This is a genomic window from Streptomyces sp. NBC_01317 (assembly GCF_035961655.1).
Lineage (GTDB): Bacteria > Actinomycetota > Actinomycetes > Streptomycetales > Streptomycetaceae > Streptomyces.
On record NZ_CP108393.1, the window covers coordinates 5436743 to 5457933 of the forward strand.

21 protein-coding genes, 1 tRNA gene and 1 pseudogene are annotated in these 21191 nt (G+C 71.7%); 13 read left to right on the top strand and 10 right to left on the bottom strand.

Annotation, left to right across the window (positions count from 1 at the left end; genetic code table 11):
- The first annotated feature begins 373 nt into the window (after positions 1 to 373).
- The 4 genes from OG349_RS23600 (at position 374) to OG349_RS34880 (ending at position 2157) form a co-directional block, all read left to right on the top strand.
- Complete coding sequence (locus tag OG349_RS23600) at positions 374 to 709, top strand: hypothetical protein (RefSeq protein ID WP_327238690.1); 336 nt, start codon at positions 374 to 376, stop codon at positions 707 to 709.
- Between the two features lie 34 nt (positions 710 to 743).
- Complete coding sequence (locus tag OG349_RS23605) at positions 744 to 1349, top strand: phage tail tube protein (protein ID WP_327236497.1); 606 nt, start codon at positions 744 to 746, stop codon at positions 1347 to 1349.
- A gap of 116 nt (positions 1350 to 1465) precedes the next feature.
- Positions 1466 to 1756: a hypothetical protein gene (locus tag OG349_RS23610; protein WP_327236498.1), complete on the top strand. Its 291-nt coding sequence runs from the start codon at positions 1466 to 1468 to the stop codon at positions 1754 to 1756.
- A gap of 203 nt (positions 1757 to 1959) precedes the next feature.
- Entirely contained in the window at positions 1960 to 2157 is a 198-nt protein-coding gene (locus OG349_RS34880; RefSeq protein ID WP_442806299.1) for a hypothetical protein, read from the top strand.
- Between the two features lie 118 nt (positions 2158 to 2275).
- Here the strand turns inward: OG349_RS34880 and OG349_RS23620 are convergent, their stop codons facing one another.
- Together OG349_RS23620 and OG349_RS23625 are read right to left on the bottom strand one after the other, a co-directional pair.
- Positions 2276 to 2692, bottom strand: coding sequence for a hypothetical protein (locus tag OG349_RS23620; RefSeq protein ID WP_327236499.1), 417 nt, complete (start codon positions 2690 to 2692; stop codon positions 2276 to 2278).
- Between the two features lie 65 nt (positions 2693 to 2757).
- Entirely contained in the window at positions 2758 to 3336 is a 579-nt protein-coding gene (locus tag OG349_RS23625; protein WP_327236500.1) for a hypothetical protein, read from the bottom strand.
- Positions 3337 to 3366: 30 nt separating this feature from the next.
- On the opposite strand from OG349_RS23625, the gene OG349_RS23630 reads away from it, so the two are divergent.
- The 8 genes from OG349_RS23630 to OG349_RS23665 all read left to right on the top strand — a co-directional run bounded on the left by OG349_RS23630 (position 3367) and on the right by OG349_RS23665 (position 10516).
- Positions 3367 to 3876 carry a hypothetical protein gene (locus tag OG349_RS23630; RefSeq protein WP_327236501.1) on the top strand — a complete coding sequence of 170 codons (510 nt, stop codon included), beginning with the start codon at positions 3367 to 3369 and terminating at the stop codon, positions 3874 to 3876.
- 23 nt (positions 3877 to 3899) lie between these two features.
- Positions 3900 to 4928, top strand: a complete 1029-nt coding sequence (locus tag OG349_RS23635; protein WP_327236502.1) for a hypothetical protein — start codon at positions 3900 to 3902, stop codon at positions 4926 to 4928.
- 8 nt (positions 4929 to 4936) lie between these two features.
- On the top strand, positions 4937 to 5782 hold the full coding sequence (locus OG349_RS23640) for a hypothetical protein (protein ID WP_327236503.1): 846 nt from the start codon (positions 4937 to 4939) through the stop codon (positions 5780 to 5782).
- On the top strand, positions 5769 to 8240 hold the full coding sequence (locus OG349_RS23645; protein ID WP_327236504.1) for a hypothetical protein: 2472 nt from the start codon (positions 5769 to 5771) through the stop codon (positions 8238 to 8240). Before OG349_RS23640 ends, OG349_RS23645 begins: the two co-directional genes overlap by 14 nt.
- Positions 8237 to 8587, top strand: coding sequence for a hypothetical protein (locus OG349_RS23650; RefSeq protein ID WP_327236505.1), 351 nt, complete (start codon positions 8237 to 8239; stop codon positions 8585 to 8587). The genes OG349_RS23645 and OG349_RS23650 overlap by 4 nt, the downstream gene beginning before the upstream one ends.
- 71 nt (positions 8588 to 8658) lie before the next feature.
- Positions 8659 to 9300 carry a hypothetical protein gene (locus OG349_RS23655; RefSeq protein WP_327236506.1) on the top strand — a complete coding sequence of 214 codons (642 nt, stop codon included), beginning with the start codon at positions 8659 to 8661 and terminating at the stop codon, positions 9298 to 9300.
- A 53-nt stretch (positions 9301 to 9353) separates the two neighbouring features.
- On the top strand, positions 9354 to 10265 hold the full coding sequence (locus tag OG349_RS23660) for a peptidoglycan-binding protein (protein ID WP_327236507.1): 912 nt from the start codon (positions 9354 to 9356) through the stop codon (positions 10263 to 10265).
- Positions 10262 to 10516 carry a hypothetical protein gene (locus OG349_RS23665; RefSeq protein WP_327236508.1) on the top strand — a complete coding sequence of 85 codons (255 nt, stop codon included), beginning with the start codon at positions 10262 to 10264 and terminating at the stop codon, positions 10514 to 10516. The genes OG349_RS23660 and OG349_RS23665 overlap by 4 nt, the downstream gene beginning before the upstream one ends.
- Positions 10517 to 10603: 87 nt before the next feature.
- On the opposite strand, the gene OG349_RS23670 is transcribed toward OG349_RS23665, so the two are convergent.
- Positions 10604 to 12541 carry a putative bifunctional diguanylate cyclase/phosphodiesterase gene (locus OG349_RS23670; RefSeq protein ID WP_327236509.1) on the bottom strand — a complete coding sequence of 646 codons (1938 nt, stop codon included), beginning with the start codon at positions 12539 to 12541 and terminating at the stop codon, positions 10604 to 10606.
- Between the two features lie 338 nt (positions 12542 to 12879).
- Between OG349_RS23670 and OG349_RS23675 the strand changes: the two genes are divergently transcribed.
- Complete coding sequence (locus tag OG349_RS23675; RefSeq protein WP_327236510.1) at positions 12880 to 14124, top strand: M6 family metalloprotease domain-containing protein; 1245 nt, start codon at positions 12880 to 12882, stop codon at positions 14122 to 14124.
- Between the two features lie 58 nt (positions 14125 to 14182).
- Here the strand turns inward: OG349_RS23675 and OG349_RS23680 are convergent.
- From OG349_RS23680 to OG349_RS23710, 7 genes and pseudogenes are all read right to left on the bottom strand, one after another.
- A tRNA-Lys gene (locus OG349_RS23680) sits at positions 14183 to 14256 on the bottom strand.
- A pseudogene (locus tag OG349_RS23685) lies at positions 14247 to 15027 on the bottom strand (hypothetical protein). Before OG349_RS23685 ends, OG349_RS23680 begins: the two are co-directional and overlap by 10 nt.
- 391 nt (positions 15028 to 15418) lie before the next feature.
- Positions 15419 to 15766 (bottom strand): hypothetical protein, encoded by a 348-nt coding sequence (locus OG349_RS23690; protein WP_167032813.1) that lies wholly within the window; start codon positions 15764 to 15766, stop codon positions 15419 to 15421.
- Positions 15767 to 15943: 177 nt separating this feature from the next.
- Positions 15944 to 17317 carry an AAA family ATPase gene (locus OG349_RS23695; protein WP_327236511.1) on the bottom strand — a complete coding sequence of 458 codons (1374 nt, stop codon included), beginning with the start codon at positions 17315 to 17317 and terminating at the stop codon, positions 15944 to 15946.
- Positions 17314 to 18936 carry a hypothetical protein gene (locus OG349_RS23700; RefSeq protein WP_327236512.1) on the bottom strand — a complete coding sequence of 541 codons (1623 nt, stop codon included), beginning with the start codon at positions 18934 to 18936 and terminating at the stop codon, positions 17314 to 17316. Before OG349_RS23700 ends, OG349_RS23695 begins: the two co-directional genes overlap by 4 nt.
- Positions 18936 to 20201: a hypothetical protein gene (locus tag OG349_RS23705; protein ID WP_327236513.1), complete on the bottom strand. Its 1266-nt coding sequence runs from the start codon at positions 20199 to 20201 to the stop codon at positions 18936 to 18938. Before OG349_RS23705 ends, OG349_RS23700 begins: the two co-directional genes overlap by 1 nt.
- A complete protein-coding gene (locus OG349_RS23710) occupies positions 20101 to 21099 on the bottom strand; it encodes a phosphatase PAP2 family protein (protein WP_327238692.1) in 999 nt (332 codons plus the stop codon). The genes OG349_RS23705 and OG349_RS23710 overlap by 101 nt, the downstream gene beginning before the upstream one ends.
- Positions 21100 to 21191: the final 92 nt, after the last annotated feature.

Genomic DNA, 21191 nt, shown 5'->3' on the forward strand with positions numbered 1-21191 from the left:
ACGTACGACCGAGAGAGGCCCCGCCAGGACGCCGGCGGGGCCTTTCCCGTTGCCCTCTTCGTTCCCCGGGACCGCCAACCACACCTCCGGAAAGGTCGGTTGCGGGATCAGCCCCCCTCGATCACACTTGAAGCAGCGGCAGAGCTGCGCCCCTTCCGAGGGGCGGCGGACCTGCCGCTTTGTGTTGCCCGGAATCCCACTCCCCTGGGTCGCGACCGGGCCTCACCACTGATCGACACCCGTGATCGGCATCACCGATCGGCGCATCCGCCCCACGGCCCATCGCCTTCCGCGAAGGAGCGTCCATGTGAGCGTTTTGAACTTTCCCGATGTGGAACGGCTCGTCGTCGACTTCCTTGAGGACCGGCCCGAAATGGTCGGCGTCACGGTCGACAACCGCCCGCCCGCCGGGTTCGACGGCACCCAGAAGGCCGTCCTGGTCTCCCGCGTCGGCGGCGTGTGGGTCGACGACCTGCATCTCGACAAACCACTGCTGGACCTTGAGGTGTACGGCCCCGACAAGACCGCGGCCCACACCGTGGCCCTCGCCGCCCGCGCCTGTGTCCTGGAGCTGATCGGTACGCGGTACGGCACGGCGGTGGTCACCGACGTCGACGAGGCCGACGGGCCCCGCTGGCTGCCCGACTACAACCGCCCGGCCGGCAACCGCTACCTGGCCACGCTCCGCCTGTCCATCCGCCCCGCGTAAATCCACAACGCTCAACCCTTCCTGAGGAGTTCACATGGCAACAGGTCCCAACAGCAGCAAGGAAATCCGCGTCGCAGGTACCGGAAAGGTCCTGGTGGCGGCCCCGGTCGGAGCCACCGGAGCGCCGGCCGCGCCGATCGACACCACCGTGGCGTGGATCGGCTGGACCGAGCTGGGCTACACCTCCACCGACGGCATCAAGCTCAGCAAGAAGGACAAGATCGACCAGGTGGACGGCTGGCAGTCGGTGAGCGCGCTGCGCTACATCTACTCCGACCGTGAGCTGACCGTGAAGTTCCAGCTGCTCCAGATCAACAAGAACACCCTGCCGTTCTTCATGGGCGGTGGCGCCACGGCGCTCCTGTCGTCCCCGGCCGCGGCGGGCACGTTCAAGTACGACCTCTCCGCCAACCCCAAGGCGGACGAGCGCCAGCTCGGCTTCGAGTTCACCGACAGCAACGGCACCGGCGACGTCTCGTACCGCTTCGTCATCCCGCGCGGCCAGGTCACCGAGACCGAGGAGATCTCGATGACCCGTACGGGCGCGATGAAGCTCGGTGTGACCTTCACGGCCTACGCGCAGGACGACACGTCGCTGCCGCTGGCGACGTGGCTGATGAAGGACACGGCGTTCGCGTAACCGCTACGGGTACGGGGGTGGCCGGCGCGCCACCCCCGTACCCGCAACTCGCCCTACCCCTACCCCCCCTACCTCCCCCTCCCCTTCCCCTCCAACCCACCCAACAGGAGACCGACATGGCGGGATTCAACGTCAACGCCGCCCGTGCCCAGCGCCTCGAAGCGCTCGGCCGGGCCTGGAGTTTCGATGTGGACGAGGACTCGTTCGAGCTGCCGACGGAGCTGACCCGCACGACCGCGCGCAAGCTGCGGGACCTCGACGACAACGACGTCGACGGTCTGCTGCGACTGCTGCTCGGCGAGCAGCAGTTCACGCGCTTCGAGCGGCACGACGTCACGATGCAGGACATCGCGGCGATCCTGGAGGCGTACGGCAAGGAGACGGGTCTCGGCCTGGGGGAAGACTGAGCCTCGGCGAGCTCGTCGATGAGCACGCCGAGGCCCTGGAGGCCGACCTGCTGCGTTACTACGGCACGGACCTGCTGGACTGGCACCGCGGCCGCCTCTCCTCCCGCCGCCTCGCGGTACTGATCCAGCACCTCCCCAGGGACAGCGCGGTCGCCCGCGAACTCCACGGCGAGTCGGCCGACTGGTCGGTGACGGAGTACCTCTTGGCCCACGTGGCCGACCAACTGGCCGAGGCCAACTGGATGTTCGCCACGGTCAACCGCGACGAGGACGCCGATCCGCTCGAATTCCCGACACCGATCCCGAGACCGGGGGAGCCGGGAGACGGCCCGGAAGAGCGGAGCACACCGGACATTGCCAAGGGACCGGGCGTGCACGAACTCTCCGCCTTCTTCGCCTGATACGGCTTACCCGTCGTTCAGTACCCGCAAGGACCAGGGAGTCATGGGACCCCATTTGCTTGCCGTCGTGGTCGTAGAGGGAAAGGCAGCCTCCGGCATCGCCAAGAAATCTCTGACGCTACGACAGATTGATTGTTCCGAAGGCGACGGTCATTGCTCCGATGGCCACCGCAACCAGGAAGATCGGCCACAGTCGAAAGCGAGGGTATTTTCCCGCAGGGTAGAAGGAAGGCCCATATCCGGGGTCGTAGTCGATCGCGACGATTTCACCCTCGGTGAATTGGCGGCTCCTGAACTTCTGTGGAGTGCGGGCTACCCAGTCCAGTTCAGATCCCGGACTCTCGATCCTGCCTTCGGTCGGCGAAAATCGGTAGGCCGGCCCTTCTGGAAGTTTCAGGCTGCCGAGTATCTCGACTTCCGCGGTCACGCTCCTTCGGTGCTCCTGGAGGCAGCTCCAGGCAAGAAGTAAGGCCCAGACTGTGGCGCCGAGGCCGACACAAATCTCGGCATATGCAGCAATATTTCCCAGATTCATGCGTGGATCGTAACAGGCTCGACTACGACGAATAGATAATGGCAGAGGGCTGTCCGTGGGGCGCTTTACTTGCCCTGGAGAGTGATCCGCCAAGGCGGAATGGTTCCCCAGTGCGGATCCACCGGTGACTGGACGGCGATCAGCCCGGGGCCGGGGATATTCACCGATCCTTGAAACTTTGTTTCGCGGGAGATCAGCTCGCGGCGCTGCGTTCCGTCGAAGCTGTAGAACGCCAGGCACCCTCGCGACTCGAATTCGACGGACGCCCGGACCTTTCCGCCGTGGTAGGCGAACACGCGCGATGCGCCGGCCCCCGCCGCTTCGATCCCGATTTCCGGCGCTGCCGCAGGCTCGCTGATCAGCAGATTCCATTTTCCGGGCTTCCGGATGGGATCCCCTGTGACATGGAGACTCGAATACCCGGGTGGCACGATTATGTGGGATCTGTCTCTGCCCCACCCCGAAGATCCGAGATCCTCTCTTTCTATTCCCTGGCGGGACGTCAGTTCGCCCTCGATGTTGAAAGTGCGGCTCAGTAATCCTCCCCATGCTTCGATGAGCAGTGCCCGATCGAGGGTGCCTGCTGGAAGTTCAATTCTGGACTCTCCCCGTCCCGACACGGTTGAGCCCGATCCATTTGACATTTGAATCCCTGAATCACCTGTGAGGAATCGATGAGCAACGCGGATGAGAAGCCGCTCCAGCACAGAGTGGCAGAGCTGGAGGAAGAGTTCCAGCGATTCGAGGTAAAGGCGGAAAGGGGTTGGGCCAAGGCGGACGGTGTAGCTGCGGTCGGTGCTCTGACCGGTGTGTCCGGCGAGGCCAGCCTGGTCACCAGTGGGGTGAAGCTCGCGAACTTTGAGTTCGACCTGCGCCAGCACCTGAAGGACAAGGCGCTCGAACGGGCCGAGCTCGATCCGAAGGGGCTCCTTCGCCGCATCATCAAGGTCAAGAGAAAGGGGCAAAGTGACAGGAATATCACGAATCTCGCCCATGAGCGCATCACCGATCTGACTCGGGATCTCAATCAAAAGTTGCGCCGAAAGGCTGACAAGTCCGCTGTGGGCGCAACCAGTACCCGCCAGAACAGTCAGGTCGCCACCGCCCAACTGCGTGCGGACCGGGCCATCTTCGAAGTGCGTCGGCTGCACGACGAGATAGCGCGGCTGAACAGTCGTTTCTGACCCATCTAGGCAGGGAGGTAGACATGGGCCTCAACCAGTCCATCAGCACTGCGGCTGCCCAGCTCAGCCGCATGCGCGCCGCTGTCGCGCAGACGGCTTCACAGCTGGGGCGGATGCAGACCGCGACCGGATCCGCATCCAATTCTGTGCTGAAGATCAAAACGACGGCGGGGCAGGCGGACGCTTCGATCGGGAAGCTCAGCACCGGCCTGCGTACCGCTGACAGCTCTCTGACCAAGTCCAAGGGGGCCACCGACAAGTTCAAGACCTCGCTCGATCGGCTCAAGAGTTCCGCCGACAAGGCCAAGAACGCGCTTCAGGACGTCAAGCGGCAGGCCGACGGGGTGGAGAAGTCCGTCGGGAAGGCCGGGAAGAACGCCGACAAGGGCGGGAAGTCCATGGACGGGCTCGGGAAGGGGCTCAAGGGCGCGTCGCTCGCGCAGAAGGGGCTCAACCTCGCCATGGCCGCCAGCCCGTTCGGGCTCATCATGACGCTGCTCGCGCCCCTCATCGCGCGGTTCGTCAGCATGGACAAGGTCATGGCCGTCGCCAAGCGGGGCATGACCGCGGCCTGGAACGCCATGCGGTCCGCGTCCTCCGCCGCCGCGCGGTTCCTCGGTCCGCTCTTCAAGGGCGTCGTCAACGCGTTCCTGCTGCCCACCCGCATGCTCGTCAGGGGGCTCAACTCCCTGATCGGCGGCCTCAACCAGGTCAAGTTCAGCGTTCCCGACTGGGTGCCCGTCATCGGCGGCAAGGGCTTCGCGTTCAACCTGCCCCGCATCCCGGTGCCCCAGCTCGCGCAGGGCGGCATCGTCGAGGCCAGGACCGGCGGCCGGCTCGCGCTCATCGGGGAGGGCGGCGAGGCCGAGGCCGTCATCCCGCTCTCCCGGCTGGAGCGCATGTTCGGCCAGCACCCCGGCGGCGCCGCCGGGATGAACCGGCTCGCCCAGGCCGTCGAGCGCCTCGCCGAACGCCCCGTACACATCGAGGTCGACTCGCAGACCATCGCTCGCGCCGTCCTCGTCGGACAGCGCAAGCTCGCCAGGAGGTGAGACAGGACATGGCAAGGAATCTGTGGATCGGAAAGCCGGGACTCCTGCGGGAGATCACACAGGCCGCCAAGAGCTGGGACCGCAGCGCCGAGCTCAACGTCAGCGAGTTCAAGTCGCTGGAGGGGCAGATCACCACGGTCTCGCCCGCCCGTACCGCCCGCCGGCTCAAGTTCGCCTGGGACTGGCTGGAGCCCGCCGACGCCGACCACCTCATCCGGCTCGCCCGGCGCGTCAACGGCCCCGGCATGCTCGGACGCAATGTGTACGCCGGCCGGTCCGTCGCCGTACTCGATCCCGCGGCCGGCAATCTGCTCGACCCCTACCAGGCCGCGGGACAGACGCTGCACCCCGCCGGTCACGACCACTGGTTCACCGTGCAGGGAGCGATCACCATCAGTCCGGCCGTCGACGACGTCGTCCTCGGCAGCTGCGACGACCCGGCCACCAAGATCGGCTGGCGGCACGGGACCTGGACCGGCTGGCCCGTGATGCCGGGCATGCGGACCTCCTGGCTGCTGCCGCCCGACTGGAATCCCGCCCTGGCCACCGCCCAGCTGGACTGGAAGGACGTGGACGGCGCCTACCTGTCCACCACGTCCGCCGCCGGCCCGCTGGTCACCGGCACGGCGCCCGCGAACGCCGCCTTCGTCACCCCCGTCGGCGCCCCCGGCGCGACCGGGATGACGGGTCTCGCCGGCGCGAGCCTGACCATCGGCGAGGAGCCCGTCGCCCTGTCGCTCGGCGACGGCTGCCCGGCCATGGCCGTCACCGGCTGCACCGAGACACCCGCGACCCGTCTCCCGTACCGCGGTGTCAGCATCGATCTGGTGGAGGTGGCAGGTGCAGCCCTCTGAGGAGCGGTTCGACGCGGCCCTCGCCGCGCCGGAGCGTACCCCCGTCCACTCCACCCGCCTCGGCGGCGAGGAACTCGGCGAGCAGATCCAGTCCTGGAAGGTCGAGCGGGCCTACAACACCGATCTCCCCGAAGCCATGCGGGCGTTCAGCGGCAGCGCCTCGGCGCAGTTCGAGGCGCAGCTGAGCGGCCGGGTCGAGGACCAGGACACCGAAGGGAGGGGCCCGGTCGCCGAGCCCGCTCCGCGCCTGTACTCCGCCTGGGCGGACCGCGCCACCGGCGACGCCGTGCGCCCGGGCCAGTCCGTCGTCCACGAGACAGGCGTCAACGGCCGTACGCTGCCGGCCTTCCGGGGCACCATCCGCTCCCGTACGGCCGCCTCCGGCAGCGACACCGTCACCGTCCAGGCCCTCGACGGCGCCGAGCGGCTGCGGGGCCCCGCCTCGCTGCCCCGCCCCTACCACGGCGTCTGGACCGGCCTGCGGATCGCGTCCGCCCCCTGGTGCGTGGACGAACTGCTGCGGCAGGGCGGCATCCACACCTGCCCGCCGCCCCGCGCGCCGCAGGCCGACGCCGACGACACCAACGCCTTCACCGCGCTCTACGCCTCCCTGCACGGCGGCGTCAACGCGACCTACGGCCAGCCCGAGTCGGTTCCCGCGAACAGCCAGTACGACTGGATCCGCGAAGGCGCCCCCTTCGAGATGGCCCTGATGCCGAAGGCGGCCGGACTCACGGCTTCCTGGATGCCGCGCTCGCGGTTTGTCGTGCCCGGCAAGGTCTTCCTGCTCGAATGCTGGGTCAACACGGCGAAGAGCAGGGGGAACAAGCTCGAACTCAGTGTCGTGCTCGACCGGAGCGGTGGCGCCTACGGCCACCTGACGGGGAGCATCGACATCGCGGCGGGCACCCTCGCCATGTACTCCGGGACCCAGGGCACCCCGGTGGGCGGTTTCGTCTGGACGTTCGGCGCGCTGGCCGCCCTCAAGGGCAACTGGCACATCGGATTCCTCTTCGACACCCGGTCGTCGGGGACCAGTGTGCTGCCGACCGTCGCACCCCGGCTGACCGGTCCTGACGGCTCGTACCACGTCGGTGGCACAGGAACCTTCACCCAGACGGTGATGAGCCAGCCGCGCGCCGAGGTCCACCACGTCGACCTCACCACCGACATGGCGGTGGAGTGCCTCCAGCTGACCGACCGGATCTGGCCCGACGTCCCGTCCTACCCCCGCGACGAGTGGGAGCAGAAGGGGAAGTGGACCAAGGGCGCGGTGCTGGACGACGAGGCGCTGCCGATCTACGCCATGCCCAGGGTGACGGGCTCGCAGTGGGACGTGATCACCGAGATCGCCCGCGCGAGCATGTCCACCGCGGAGTTCGACGAACAGGGCGTCTTCCACTGGAAGGGCCCGTCCCGCTTCGGCAGGGTACCGGCCGAGCCCGACCTCACCGTGACCACCCGCAGGGACATCGCCGCCCTCACCGTCAGCGAGGAGATCGACGCCTGCCGCAACCACTGCGAGCAGCCCTACCAGGACTGGTCCGGCGTCGCCCGCGTCAACGGTGACGTCGTGGACGACACGGCGGTCCGGCGGATCGATCCCGGTACGTCGGTGGAGATCTCCTACGCGGTCGCCGAGGACGAGTTCGACATCGGACCGCTGGTCGTCACCGACGACTCGGTGGTGAACGACGGCCACCGGGTGCGCTTCGGTACCGCCGCGACCGGTGGTACGGCGGTCAAGGGCGTGGTCTCCGTCAGCTGCCGCCGCGAGGGCCCCACGTACATCGCCCGCTTCACCAACACCGGGACCGTACCGCTGTGGACCGTCACCAAGGACGGCAAGCCCTCGGCCAGGATCGTCCCCCAGAAGGCGACCGGCGATCCCCAGCTGCGCCAGGCGGCCTGGTGGAGCCCGGAGAGCCAGCAGTACTACGGCCGCCAGCAGTACGCGGCCCCCGCCTCCGAGTGGGTGCAGAACGGGAGTTCGGCCAGCGGCCTCGCACAGACCATGCTCAACGCCGGCCGCTATCCGGTACCGGTGCTGGGGGAGGTCGAGGTGCTCCACGATCCGCGGATCCAACTCGGTGACGCCGTACGGGTGGTCGACACGGCGGGGGCCCAACTCGACACGCTCGCCTGGGTGGTCGGGACGCGTACGACCTACACCGCGGGCGCCGCGCCGCAGCAGACACTCACGCTGCGGGGGACGTCGTACAACGGCGTGCCGCGGGACGCGGGGCTGACCCCGGACGGACCGGTCGACCCGTCGTACGGCACGCGGCGTACGTACGCCCAGGTCACCGCCCAGTACGCGACGCTCGCCGACCTGAGGGCCGGGGAGCCGGACTACCGCGCGCTGCTGGTGGCGGTACCGGTGACCCTCGGGGCGGCGGCCAGGACCGGTACGACCACCACAACCGCCGTCGCGGTGGCGGGAGGAGAGAGCCGGTGAGCGCGCAGAAGAAGCGGAACGGCCCGGCGGCCGGGGCGCGGGGGGTGCCGGCGCTCGCGCCGGCCGCCGTGTCCGGGGCCGTACCGGATTCCGAGGCCGTGCCTGATCCCGTGGCCGTACCGGATTCCGAGGCCGCGCCCGATCCCGAGGCCGTGCCTGATCCCGTGGCCGTACCGGATTCCGAGGCCGCGCCCGATCCCGAGGCCGCGCCCGACGCCGAACAGCCGGCCGACGATCCGCTGCCCCCGGAACCTCCGCAGCCACCGGTACCGATCGACAGCCCCGGCGCGGGCGCGGGCGACCGGGGTACGAGCCCCGACGTCCTGCCCCCGTCGCGCGAGGGCTGACCAGGCGCCGCCCCCTGCCGCCCCCGCCCCGCCGCCCCGCCGCCCCTTCCGTACACCCAGGAGGTCCTGCCATGGCCGTGCTCACCCCCCTCGGCAATCTGCCCTACCCGCAGCCCACCGACGCCGCCAACGTCCCTCTCCACATCCAGTCGCTCGCCGAGGCCATCGACGGCCGTACCGTCCTGCGCTTCGCCGACGCCGCCACCCGGGACGCCAGGGTCACCGCGCCGGTCGCCGGCATGCTCGTCTGGCTCACCACCCCCGGCCGTTTCTTCCTCTACTCCGGCACCCAGTGGCAGCCCGTCGTCCCGGGCGCCGTGCACAAGGCCAACACGACGGCCGGCACCCTCGCGGCGGTCACCACGTACACCGAGACACTCACCGGCTCCACCGGCGACCCGACGGCGGTCACGTTCACCGTGCCGCTCTCCGGCTCGGTCCTGGTCTCGGTGGGCGCGCGCATCAGCAGCAGCGCCGCCGCCGCGTCCTTCATGTCGGCGAACATCCGCACCGGTACGACCGTCACGCTGGCGGCCGCCGACGCGCGCGCGGCGATCGTCACCGGTACGAACCAGTGCTCCGCCTCCACGCAGTTCCAGGTCAACGGGCTCACGTCCGGAGCCGTCTGCACCGCGACCGCCGCCTACAAGTCGGCCGCGTCCAACACCTCCACCTTCACCAACCGATTCGTGACCGTGACGCCGCTGATGTGACGCCCTCGGCGGCATCCGTTCACGACGACGCCCACGACGTGAGGAGCCGGCCCATGGCCGCACCGCTGTCCGCCGACGCCCTCGTCCGCGCCCTGCGCGGCGAGGGCGTCCGCGTCGCCGAGCACGGCGACTGGAAGACCCACAACCGCAACCACAAGGGCCCCTGGGGCCCCGTCCACGGCGTGATGCTGCACCACACCGCGGGCGTCGACAGCCTCGCGCTCTGCCGCGGCGGCACTCCTGACCTGCCGGGCCCCCTCTGCATCGGCCTGCTCACCAAGGACGGCACGGTCCATCTCGTCGGCTACGGGCGGACGAACCACGCCGGCAACGGTTCGGCCGCCGTCCTCGAAGCCGTACGCGCCGAAAGGCCCCTGCCCGCCCGGGGACCGGACGCCGTGGACGGCAACGCCCGGTTCTACGGCTTCGAGATCGAGAACCTCGGCAACGGCCGCGACCCCTATCCCGCCGTCCAACTCGACGCCGCCGAGCGGCTGTCGGCGGCGCTGTGCCGGGCGCACGGCTGGTCGGCGCGGAGTGTGATCGCGCACAAGGAGTGGACGCGACGGAAGATCGATCCCTCGTTCGCGATGCCCGCGATGCGGGACCGGGTCACCGCCCGCCTGGGCTCGGAGCCGGCCCCTCCGGCCCCTCCCACCGGTCCCGGCACCCCGCAGAAACCCGGGTACGAGACGTTCCCCGGCGCCGCCTTCTTCGTGCCCGGCAGGAACAGCCCGCTGATCACGGCTGTCGGCCGACGGCTGGTCGCCGAGGGCTGCGGACGGTACGAGATCGGCCCGGGGCCCGTGTGGGGCGCGGCCGACACCCGTTCGTACGCCGCGTGGCAGCGCGAGCTCGGCTACACCGGCCCCGATGCCGACGGCATCCCGGGACGGACCAGTTGGGACCGGCTGCGCGTCCCCCGTGCCGGGGGAGCCGTCTCCAAGGAGGGAGGGCCCGCGTGACCCAGTCGGAAGCCGAGAACATCGCGGTCGAACTGGAGCGCCTGCACCGTTCCGTGGACGTCGGATTCGCCACCACCCGGGGCGACTTGGCGCTGCTGCTCCAGCGCGTCGACCAGACCGACAAGGCCATCGGTGACCACGAGGACCGTATCGAGGCACTGGAGCGTTCGCGCTGGCCCCTGTCGTCGCTCGCGGCGGTCACGTCGTGCGCCGCGCTGGCGCTGACCATCTGGCAGACCTCGGGAAGGTGATGTGACGCGGGAAATGCCCCCGGCCGTGTGCCTACACGGCCGGGGGCATTTCTCTGTGTTCTCGGGCCTGTCGGCGACTCGTGGTCCTCACGCCTGTTGGCGGTTCGCGCCGCGGGTCAGGCCGGGGGCGATCATCTCGGCGATCCGTTCCGGGGTGACCGCGCGCGAGTACAGCCAGCCCTGCCCCGTGTCGCAGCCGATACGGCCCAGCCGCTCCGCCTGCCCCTCCGTCTCCACGCACTCCGCCGTGACCGTCAGCCCCAGCCGGTGCGCGAGGTGCACCAGCGTCTCCACGATCACCTCGTCCGCCGGACTCGGGTGGACTCCTTCGTCGTAACGGAAGCCCCGGACGAACGAACCGTCCAACTTCAGTACGGAGACGGGCAGTCGGCTGAGATACGCGAGGTTCGAGTACCCCGTGCCGAAGTCGTCGATGGCGATCCGTACCCCCATGTCGCTCAGCGCCTGGAGCGCCTGGAGCGGCCGGCCCGCCGAGCCCATCACCGCGGACTCGGTCAGCTCCAACTGGAGGAGGTACGGGGCCAGTCCGGTCTCGGCGAGGATCCCGGCCACGTCCGCCACCAGGTCGGAGTCCCACACCTGCCGTACGGCGACGTTGACGCTGACGAACAGCGGGCGGGCGCCCGGGTGGTCCTTCTGCCACTGCCGGGCCTGGCGGCAGGCCGTACGCAGCACCCAGCGGCCCAGCTGCACGATCGAGCCGTCCTCCTCGGCGATCCCGATGAAGCGGTTGGGCGCGAGGGTGCCGAACTGCGGGTGCTCCCAGCGCACCAGCGCCTCCACCCCCCGTACCGTCCCGTCGGCCATCCCCACCAACGGCTGGTACTCCAGCAGGAATTCACCCCGCTCGACCGCCGGCCGCAGGGTCGAGGACAGCGCCTGACGGGTCATCCGGTGGGCGTTGCGCTCCGGGTCGAAGAGGGTCCAGCGGGCCTTGCCGTCGGCCTTCGCCCAGTAGAGCGTGGTGTCGGCGGCCTGCATCAGACCGGTGGGGGTGGTGCCTTCGGCCGTACGTTCCACCACCCCGATCGAGGCCGAGACGGCGAGCCGCTGGCCGGCCAGGTCGAACGGGCGCTGGAGCGCGGAGAGCACCGACCGGGCGAGATCGGCGAGTTGTTCCGTACCGGTGGAGTCCTCGACCAGGATCGCGAACTCGTCACCGCCGAGCCGGGCGACCAGATGGCTGCCGCTGCGGGTGTAGCCGTCGTGGTCGGCGCATTCGGTCAGCCGGCTCGCGACGGCGGCGAGCAGCCGGTCGCCGACCCGGTGGCCGAGGGTGTCGTTGACCGCCTTGAAGCCGTCGAGATCGAGGTAACAGAGGCCGATCCGCCCTGTTCTGCCATGATCTGCCCCTCTGCCGTCACTGTCGCGACCGAGATCGTCGGCCGCGTACGCGGAGTGCGGCGGCGGGGTCTCCAGGGCCGAGGCCAGCCGCTCGAAGAACAGGGTGCGGTTGGGCAGCCGGGTCACCGGGTCGTGCATCTGGAGATGGCGCAGCCGCGCCTGGAGTTCACGCCGGTCGGTGATGTCGGAGACCGACAGCAGGACACCGCGGCTGTCCGGCACGGGCGCGACCGTGATCTCGGCCCACAGGGTGCGCCCGTCGGAGTGCTTGAGGCGGCGGGTGCAGCGGAACCGGGCGCGCAGGCCGCGCAGCACCTCGCGGTAGGCGTGCCAGGTGCGGGTGTCGGAGGAGAGGTCGACGAGGTCGGCGGCGGACCGTTCGAGGAGCGCGGCGGCCGGCACGCCGAGCAGCGCGGCGAGCGCGTCGTTGGCGCTGACGATCGTGCCCTCGTGGTCCACGACGGCCATGGCGAGGGGGGCGGCCCGGAAGGCGGCACGATGATGGCCGGGATCGGCACGGTCCGACGCGTGTGCCTGGTTCACCGGATCCGCCCGGTCCGCCGAATCTGTCCGGTCCGCATGACGCTCCGTGACCGGCGGCCGTACGGTGCCGGACGCCACGACTGCCGCGGAGTGCGGCCCTTCGGAGGTTCCGCTCACGGCTGGCTCCCGCGGTGCAGTGGTGTCGTACAGGGTCGGTCGGGACGGTCGGCCTGGGAAAGTGTGCCGATCATAGAGGCTGTCCGGGTGGCCGTTCCAGCTCTGTGGCAAGGATCCGGAGCTTCGACGGTCGGCGGGTTGTCGTTGGACGATCGTTTCTGCACGCCCGTGGCCTCGCACGATCCCGTCGTGAGCGGTTGTGACTTTCCGTGAGAGGCCGGGGTGTCGCGCTCCGCGCGCCGTCCCTCACCCGAGTGGGGCAGCGGAACAGGGCGAATGGTGAGGAACCGGCACAAGGTGGGTGGTGAGGTCCCCTCATCCCCCAGCCGGAGGTCGACGTGGAGCGTCTGGAGCCACCCGGGGGAGTGGAACGGCCGCGCCTGCGCAGTACCGCGGCTGCTTTCACCTCCCTCATGGCGCTCGCCGCCACGTCCCTGGTCGCGGGTCCCGCCGTGGCCGCGCCGGCCGCCGGGCCCTGCGCCCTGCCCCGTACCGGCGCCCACCACTCCCTCGGCCTGGACACCTGGAACGGCTCCTACACCCGCCCCGACCGCACCCTCGACGCCGTGATGGTCTTCCTGTCCTTCCCGGACGCCGAACCGATGACCCGTCCCGAGGAGCTGGTGGCCGACCACTTCCCGGCCACCAGCCGCTTCTACGCGCGGGCGTCGTACGGGAAGTTCGCCCTGCGCGCCCACCCCGAGGCCCGGTGGATCCGGATGCCGCACGCCTCCACCTCGTACGGGATAAAGCGCGACTGGGACCCGTCGCGCCGCACCGCCTACCTGCGGGACGCGCTGCGCGTCGCCGATCCGGTCGTGGACTTCTCGCGGTACGACATCGTGTACCTGGTCGCCGATCCGACCGCGCCCGGTGTCGACTCCGACGCCACGAAGGTCGTCAACTTCGACCGGCCGATGGAGGCGGACGGCAAGGACATCCGGCGGATCGTCACCGTCTTCGAGAAGCACCCGCCGGACCGCAACGTGCTGGCCCACGAGACCGGGCACGTCTTCGACCTGCCGGATCTCTACCACCGGCCCTCGGACGGCAAGGGCGACTGGGACACCTACGTCGGGGACTGGGACGTGATGGGCAGCCAGTTCGGCCTCTCGCCCGACCTCTTCGGCTGGCACAAGTGGAAGCTGGGCTGGCTGGACCGGCGCCAGGTGCGCTGCGTCCTGCCCGGTACGGAACTGCTCACCCTGGAGCCGATCGCCGAGGCGCCCCAGCTCGGCGGGGACGCGGGGACGCGGCTCGCGGTCGTCAGGACCGGGAGGGACTCCGTGGTCGCCATCGAGGCGCGCGGCGCGACCGGCAACGACGCGGGCACCTGCACGGAGGGCGTGCTGATCTACCGCGTACGGAGCGGGGCGGAGTCCGGCGGCGGCCCGGTGGAGGTGGTGGACACCCACCCGCGCAGCGACGCCTGCTGGGACACCTCGGTGTACCCGCCACTGGCGGACGCGCCGCTGGGGGTGGGGGAGACGTTCACGGTCCCGGACGAGCGGATCAGGGTGGAGGTCGCGGACCGGACGGCGACGGGCGCCTGGACGGTCAAGATCACCACGGGAAAGGAATGAGGCCCCCCGCCAAAGGAGTGAGGCCCCCCGCTTCCGCGGGAGGCCTCAATCTTGTCGGTGCGCCGTCAGGGACTCGAACCCCGGACCCGCTGATTAAGAGTCAGCTGCTCTAACCAACTGAGCTAACGGCGCCTGGTGACGTCGTAGACCTTAGCACCCGGATCGGCGTGAGGAAAAATCGATATACGGGGACCGGGAACGGGGCCGTATCGCCTGGTCAGAGGAGTGGGCGGGGACGCGGGACCGGGTGCGCGCGGCACGGCTCGCCGTACGGGCCGCCCGCACGCAGGCCCACAGCAGGACGTCCGGCCCCGGCAGCCACGGATGGCGGGTGTCGGGGGCCACCACCCAGCGCGGACCCGACGTGTTCCCGGGCGCCAGCGGCGGTACGGTCACGGCGTCCCCGGCCCCGTGGCACAGCAGGGGCGGTACGGAGAGGGCGTCGTCGGCCCGGTCGCCGTCGCCGGCGCTTCCCCCGGGCGGAGACCCGTCCTGCGGCGCACCGCCCCACTCCTCCCACGCCAGTAAGGAGGGCAGCCGCTGGGCGGTCCCCGGCGCGGCGAAGAGCAGGGTCCGGCCCCGGTACGCGGCGACCGGACCCGAACCCGGGCCGTCGGACCAGAGCCGGTTCAGCATGCGGCGGCCGAAGATCGCCGGGGCGCTGACCACGTCGAACGCCCCGCCGCACGGAAGGACGCCCGGGGCGCTCGGGCGGGCGGCCCACAGCGAGAGCGTCGAGCGGGGGTACGGCCCCGCCGAGGCGAGCCAGTCCGCCCCGGCCGGCGTGACGCGGGCCGTGTGGTGCCCGCCCTCCTCACCGAGGAGACCGAAGATGTCGGTGCGGCGCTCGTCGTCGCTCGCGCCCGGACTCAGGGGTGATTCGTCTCGCAGCCATCCGCTCATGCCACCAGATCTACCGGGAGTGACGGTCCCATTCCTGAGAGTTCGTGGAAACCGGGACAGGGCGGGGCGGCAGGGCGTAACCTTCGCCCCGGCATATGCCAGGAGCCTGGCCGGATCGGGCGGTCGACAGCGGGGTCGCAAGCGCCGCCTCCCGGCCGCAACCGCTCCGGACCCGCCCCGGCCGCCGCGCGCGCCCCCGTCGGCCCCCTCGGCGCCCGGTTGTCGCCCCGGCCCCCGTCCGTCCTGCACGCGGTGCGACGGCTCGACGCCGGGCTCACCGACGAGGCGCTGCGCGAGACGGCCGCCTCCCCGCCCGGGCGCCGCCCCGGAAGGCCGCGCCCGCCCGGAAGGGCCGCGCCCGCCCAGGAAGGCCGCGCCCGCCCGTCCGGCGCTATTTCTCCGCCAGGCCTTCACCGCGCAGCAGATCCCGGCCGAACTCGACCATCTTCTTCGCGTAGTCCTCGGTCCACTGCGCCCGCAGCGCGATGTCCGCGGCCGTCAGCCGGTCGAACCGGCGCGGGTCGGCGAGCTGCGCCGCCGCGACCGCCTGGAACTCGACGGCCCGGTCGGCCGCCGCACGGAAGGCCAGACTCAGCTCGGTAGCGCGGCTCAGCAGGTCCGCCGGGTCGTCCATGGATTCGAGGTCGAAGAAGTGCTCGGGGTCGGCGACCGCCTCCGAGGGCTCGAAGAGCAGCGGTGCCGGCCGCAGCCGCCGCTCGCTCCGCTCGGGATCCGCCATGTGATTCCTCCTGCTCGTGCCTGTGCCGGCCTCTGGGCCACCGTCCATTGTCCAACCCCCCGCAAGAGGGCCTCCGACGCGCCGGGAAACAGTCTCTGACTTCCCGCGAAAGGACCTCCGCCGTCCGGTGCCCGGGAGCCACTGTCCGTACAGCGGTGAAAGGCCCCCGCGCGGCCGTCACGGCCGCCAGCTCACCCGGTGCTCCGACAGCCGTGCCAGGACCGCGTGGTTCGCCTCCCAGCCGTCCGGGAATTTGACCGTGACCCCCAGCTGCACCGGTTCCGTGGACGGATGCTCGTCCAGCAGCTCCGCCACCCCGGCCCGGCAGACCACCACACACGCGTGCCGGTGGCGGGACGCCAGGACGCACAGCCTGCCGGTCTCCAGGTGGAACGCCGTCGCGTCCGGCCGCCCCGAGAGCGGGTGGAGCACCACCGTGACGTCGAACTCCCGCCCCTGGAGGCGGTTCGCCGTGTCGACCGCGACGCCCGACACCCCCAGCTCGGCCAGGGCCGTGCGGACCGCCGCCGCCTGGTCGCGGTGGGCCGTACCGACCGCGATCCGGTCGGCCGTGACGGGCACCGGGTCGGGGGAGCGCTCGCTGGTCGCCACGCCGCCCCGGTCCAGCAGCCGCCGTACCACCAAGGCTACGGCGCGCACCGCCTCCGGGTCCGTACGGGGCGTGCGCCGCGCGGGCAGCTCCAGCAGCCCCCAGCCCGCCCCGGCCGCCTCGTCCAGCACCCGGTCGGGCCCCGAGCCGTCCGACGGGACGCCGAAGGCCAGGGTCCGGTCACCGGGGCCCGTACCGCTGCGGAAGGGTGTGTACGGGTAGAACGCGTCCGACACCAGCGGCGCCGCCGACGCGGGCAGCCGCCACGAGACGGGCAGCCGGTGCTGGGGCAGCTCCGGATTGTGTGCGAGGAGCGTGGACACGGCACTGGCGGACGGGTCGTACGACAGCCCCGCCCACTGGTCCGCGCCCACCACGCTGAACGGGTCCAGCTGGCCCGGGTCGCCGACGAACAGCGCCCGCTCGAAGAGCCCGGCGACGGCGAGCAGCGCGTCGGACCGCATCTGGTACGCCTCGTCCACGATGGCGTGCCGCCAGGGCTCGACGCCCTGCACATGGGCCCACTTCGCGGCCGTCGAGATGACGATGTCGAGCCCCGCGAGATCGGCGGCCTTCGCGGACTTGCGCACGCTGGGCAGCTCGTCGAGGACCTTGTCGTACGGATCGGGGTCGTTGCTGTGCAGCCGCCCGACCGGCAGGCCGGGTGCCTTCTCGGCGAGCCGGGTGACCAGGTCGTCCACCTGGGCGTTGGTCTGGGCGACCACCATCAGCGGCCGTCCGGCGGCGGCCAGTTCGAGGGCGGCGCGCACGACCAGCGTGGACTTCCCGGCGCCCGGCGGGGAGTCCACGACCACGCCGCGGTGGGCGCCGTGCAGGGTGTCGCGCAGGATCGCGTCGGTGGCCCGGCCGGCGGCGGCGCCGGGGTCGAAGACGCCTGTCGTACGGGGGTGTGCGGCCTCGTCCGTACCGCTGCTGCTCATAGGAAGTCGTCCTCCGTGACCGGATCGGGGGCAGGCGCGGGCGCGTCGAGGGTGGCCTCGCCGCCCGGCGGGCCGCCGTGGGTCCACGGCGTCTCCTCCGGGTCCGGCAGTTTGGGGCCGCCGCGCTGGTCGTGCTCGAAGAGGGTCCAGACGACCAGGTCGCCCTTGCCCGGTACGGAGCCGGGCGCGGGGTCCTTGCTCCGCCCCATCCGGTCCAGCAGCCGCAGCACGAGCGCCCCGGGGCCGTCGTCCGATGCGGTGGGGTCGGCCCGTACGAACTCCGCCGACTGGGGTTTGCCGTCCAGCGAGCGGAAGACCTTCGTGCGGTGGCCCAGATGCGGCAGGTCGTCGGTCAGGACCGTGACCAGCGGGCGCGGCGAGGGCCGTTTGCTGTCGCTGTACGCCATCTCCACCTCCGTCACCTCGCCCAGGAACGCCTCCCCGGCGAGCCGCCGCCCCGCGAGCACCAGCGGGTCGTCCAGCGCCTCCTGCGCCTCCAACTGCCCCTGCGCGGTCTCCCGCGAGGCGAGCTTCTGGGCGGCCGTCACCGCGTCGTCGCGGCGCGGCTGCGGCGGCTCGCCGGCCCGCACCCGGTCGCGGTGGCCGGTGAACGACCAGCGGTCGCGCGTCCAGCGGTCCGTGACCCTGGCCCCCTCGGGCAGCTCCGCCAGCAGGTCGAGACCGTGCCACACCGCGTCCCAGGTGGGGCGCATGACCCCGGCGAGCAGCCGGCGGATCTCCCGCTCGGCCGTGGTGAGCCGGGCGAGCTGTTCGTCCGCGCCAGGACCGTCCTCGGCGGCGGCCAGCGCCTGCCGCGCGCTGTCGTAGCGCTCGATCGCCGGGGCGAGCAGCCGGTTGTCGAACGCCGGGTCCGTGGCGGGCCCGGCCGGCGGGCACACCAGCTGGCCGTCCCGGTCGCGCTCCAGCTCGGCGCGGAGCGCGGCCTCCTCGCCGGAGGAACCGTCCGGCGGGTCGATCCACGCGAGCAGCGCGCCCAGATGCTGGTCCTCCAGGTTGGACTGCCCGGTCGCCCAGTGCCGGTTGAGCAGGTCGGTCGTCGCGAGCAGCAGCGAGGACCCCGGGACCCGCGCGCGCTCGCCGTAGTGCGTCAGCCAGCGGCCGAGCAGCGGCACACGCGGGGGCGCGGGGTACGGCGTCTCCGGGTCGTCCTCCGCCGTACGCCGGAACCGCATCGAGCGCCCCAGCAGCCGTACGAAATCGATCCCCGGCCGGCTCGGCACGATCAACTGCGGCGCGTCCGCGCACAGCTCGACCTCGACCTTGACGCGCTTCCCGCTCTCCGGGTCGGTCTCGTTGCGCTCGGCGGCCTCCACGTCGTCCGCGTACGCGTCCACGTACGGCAGGACGGATTCGGCCAGCTCGGCGAGGAAGGCGAACCGCAGGTCACGGTCGCGCGGCTGCGCGACGGTCAGCAGCCGGGGGGCGTCCCGGTCGGTCCCGACGAGCGCGCCGAGCGGGGCGCCGGCCTCGCCGGACGTGGTCAGCGGCACCAGCACGAGCGGGCGGCCGGAGATCCGCCGGTGGCGCACGGTGGCCAGGGGCCGCGCGCGCCCGCTCTCCATGGCCTCCAGCCGGGCGAGCGTACCGATCAGCGACATCAGCCCTCCCCTCGCGGGCGGGCCCCGCCGGAAGCCGCCGGCCCGCAGGACACAGCCGCGGCCAGTTCGCCGGCCGCCCGCTCCCGCGCGACCGCGCGGGCCGCCGCCTCCGCCAGCGCCTCCGCCCGCAGACGTGCCGCCCTGCGCAGTGCCACGACCGTCGGATCGTCCGGGTCGCCCGACTCGCCACGGGCCGCCGCCAGGACCGCGCCGATCGTGGTCAGGCCGCCCAGCTCCCCCCGTACGCTCCGCCCCAGCGCCTCCACCGCGCCGTCCGTGCGCGCCCTGCCCCGGCAGTGGAACGCCAGCTCGCAGGCGGCCAGGCACTCGGGCGCGTACGCCGCCGCGACCGACTCCACGGCCGCCGTCAGCTCCGCGCCCGAGCACTGCTCCACGTCGAACGTCGTGCCCTCCGGGAGCGCGTCCGCGATGTCCTCGATCCGTGTCAGCCGGGTCAGCTGCCGCCGGGTCACCGACAGCTGTTTCCGTACGTCGACCACCGAGGCCGTCGGCAGGTTCGAGAAGTCCTTCGGGCAGACCAGCAGCACCCGGTGGTCGACCTCCGCGCCTTCCGTACGGACGGCGACCCGTTCCAGCGCCAGTACGTACACCGCCGCCTGGCGCGCCGCCGCGCCCACCTTCGCCGCGTCCGCCGAGCCGTCGATCATCGGGAACGACTTGATCTCGACGACCGTCCACCGCCCGTCGGGCCGTACCACCACCGCGTCCGGTTCCAGATACGCCGGTGAGCCCGCCACCTCCAGGGCCAGCAGCGGATGGTCCAGCAGCGCCCAGGCGCCCGCCTCCGTCGCCTCCCGCAGCGCGAGGGCCGTCCTGGCCGTGCGCCCCTCCGGGCCGGCCGCCGACAGATCCGGTACGAGGACCTCACCGGGCGCGGGCGGGGTGGCGCCCAGCCGCTCGGCGACCAGGCGCATCAGTTCCGTACCGCCGTCGGCCTTGACCTTGGCCTCGAACGCGTTCCCCCGCATGAACGCGAACTGGGACTGGCCGAACGGGGCGGGGGAGCCCAGCGCCGTCGCGAGCGCCGCCTTGTCGACCCCGGCGCCGTCCAGGAGCGCGCGGCGGCGGCAGCCCGGGTTGGCCGCGAGGGCGGCCAGCGCGCGGGCGTCCAGGGGATGCGGCGCGACAGCCGGGCCGCGCAGCTCAGCGAGCCGTTGCCGCAGCGTCGTCCGCGGAGGAGGCGGCGGGGACTGAGGGGCTGGAGGGAGCGCTGGTGCGGGTCCGGTGCCCAGAGAATCGGTCACCCGCGGAAGTGTCGCATCCGCCGCTGACAATCGGGGGTTCGGCGGACGGGAGGGACCGGCGGGACGGGGCGGGCGGCCCGGCGGGGGCTCCGGCGCGGGCTCCGGCGGGCGCGAACGGCAGCGCGGCCCACAGGCGGTCCGCCAGGCGCAGGGCGGGCCGGGTCAGCAGCGCCCCCGCCGCCATCACCACGACACCCGCCACCGCGTCCAGGAAGTAGTGGTTCGCCGTGCCCATCACGACGATCGTGATGACCACGGGATAGGCGACCCCGACCCACCGCATGAACGGCGTACGCGCGTGCCGCCACAACAGCACCCCGCACCACACGGCCCACCCGACGTGCAGACTCGGCATCGCCGCGTACTGGTTGGTCATCCCGCCGAGCCCGCGCGGCGCGCTCGCCTGCGCGCCCCACCAGCCGTACGAGCTGTACTGCGCCATCGTGTCCACGAAGCCGTGCCCGGCCTCCAGGAGCCGGGGCGGGCAGGTCGGCAGCAGGGTGAAGCCGATGAGTCCCAGGAGGGTGGAGAGCATCAGCCACGTACGGGCGGCCCGGTAGCGGGCGGGGCGGCTGCGGAAGATCCAGATCAGCACCACCGGCGTGACCAGGTAGTGCAGCGAGGCATAGGCGAAGTCGGCGGGTATGCCCAGCGCGGGAGTGCTGGTGAAGAGCCGGTTCAGCGGGTGTTCGGCGTTGATGCGCAACGCCTTCTCTATCCGCAGGATCGCCAGTCCGTGGCCGACCGCCGTGGACACGTCACCGCGCGCCATCAGCCGGCCCGCCGAGTACGCGGCGTAGACGGCGACGATCAGCACCAGCTCGGCCCACCAGCGCGGCCGGAGCCGGAGCCGAGGCCGGGGGTGCGGCCTGGTCTCCGCGCTGGCGCTGTACGGCATCCGGACGATCTCCATCATGTTGTCATACGGTTTTCGGCCGACGTTCAACCGTACGGTGCGGCCTGTCGGACGTTTCGGCCGGGTGTCCCTCC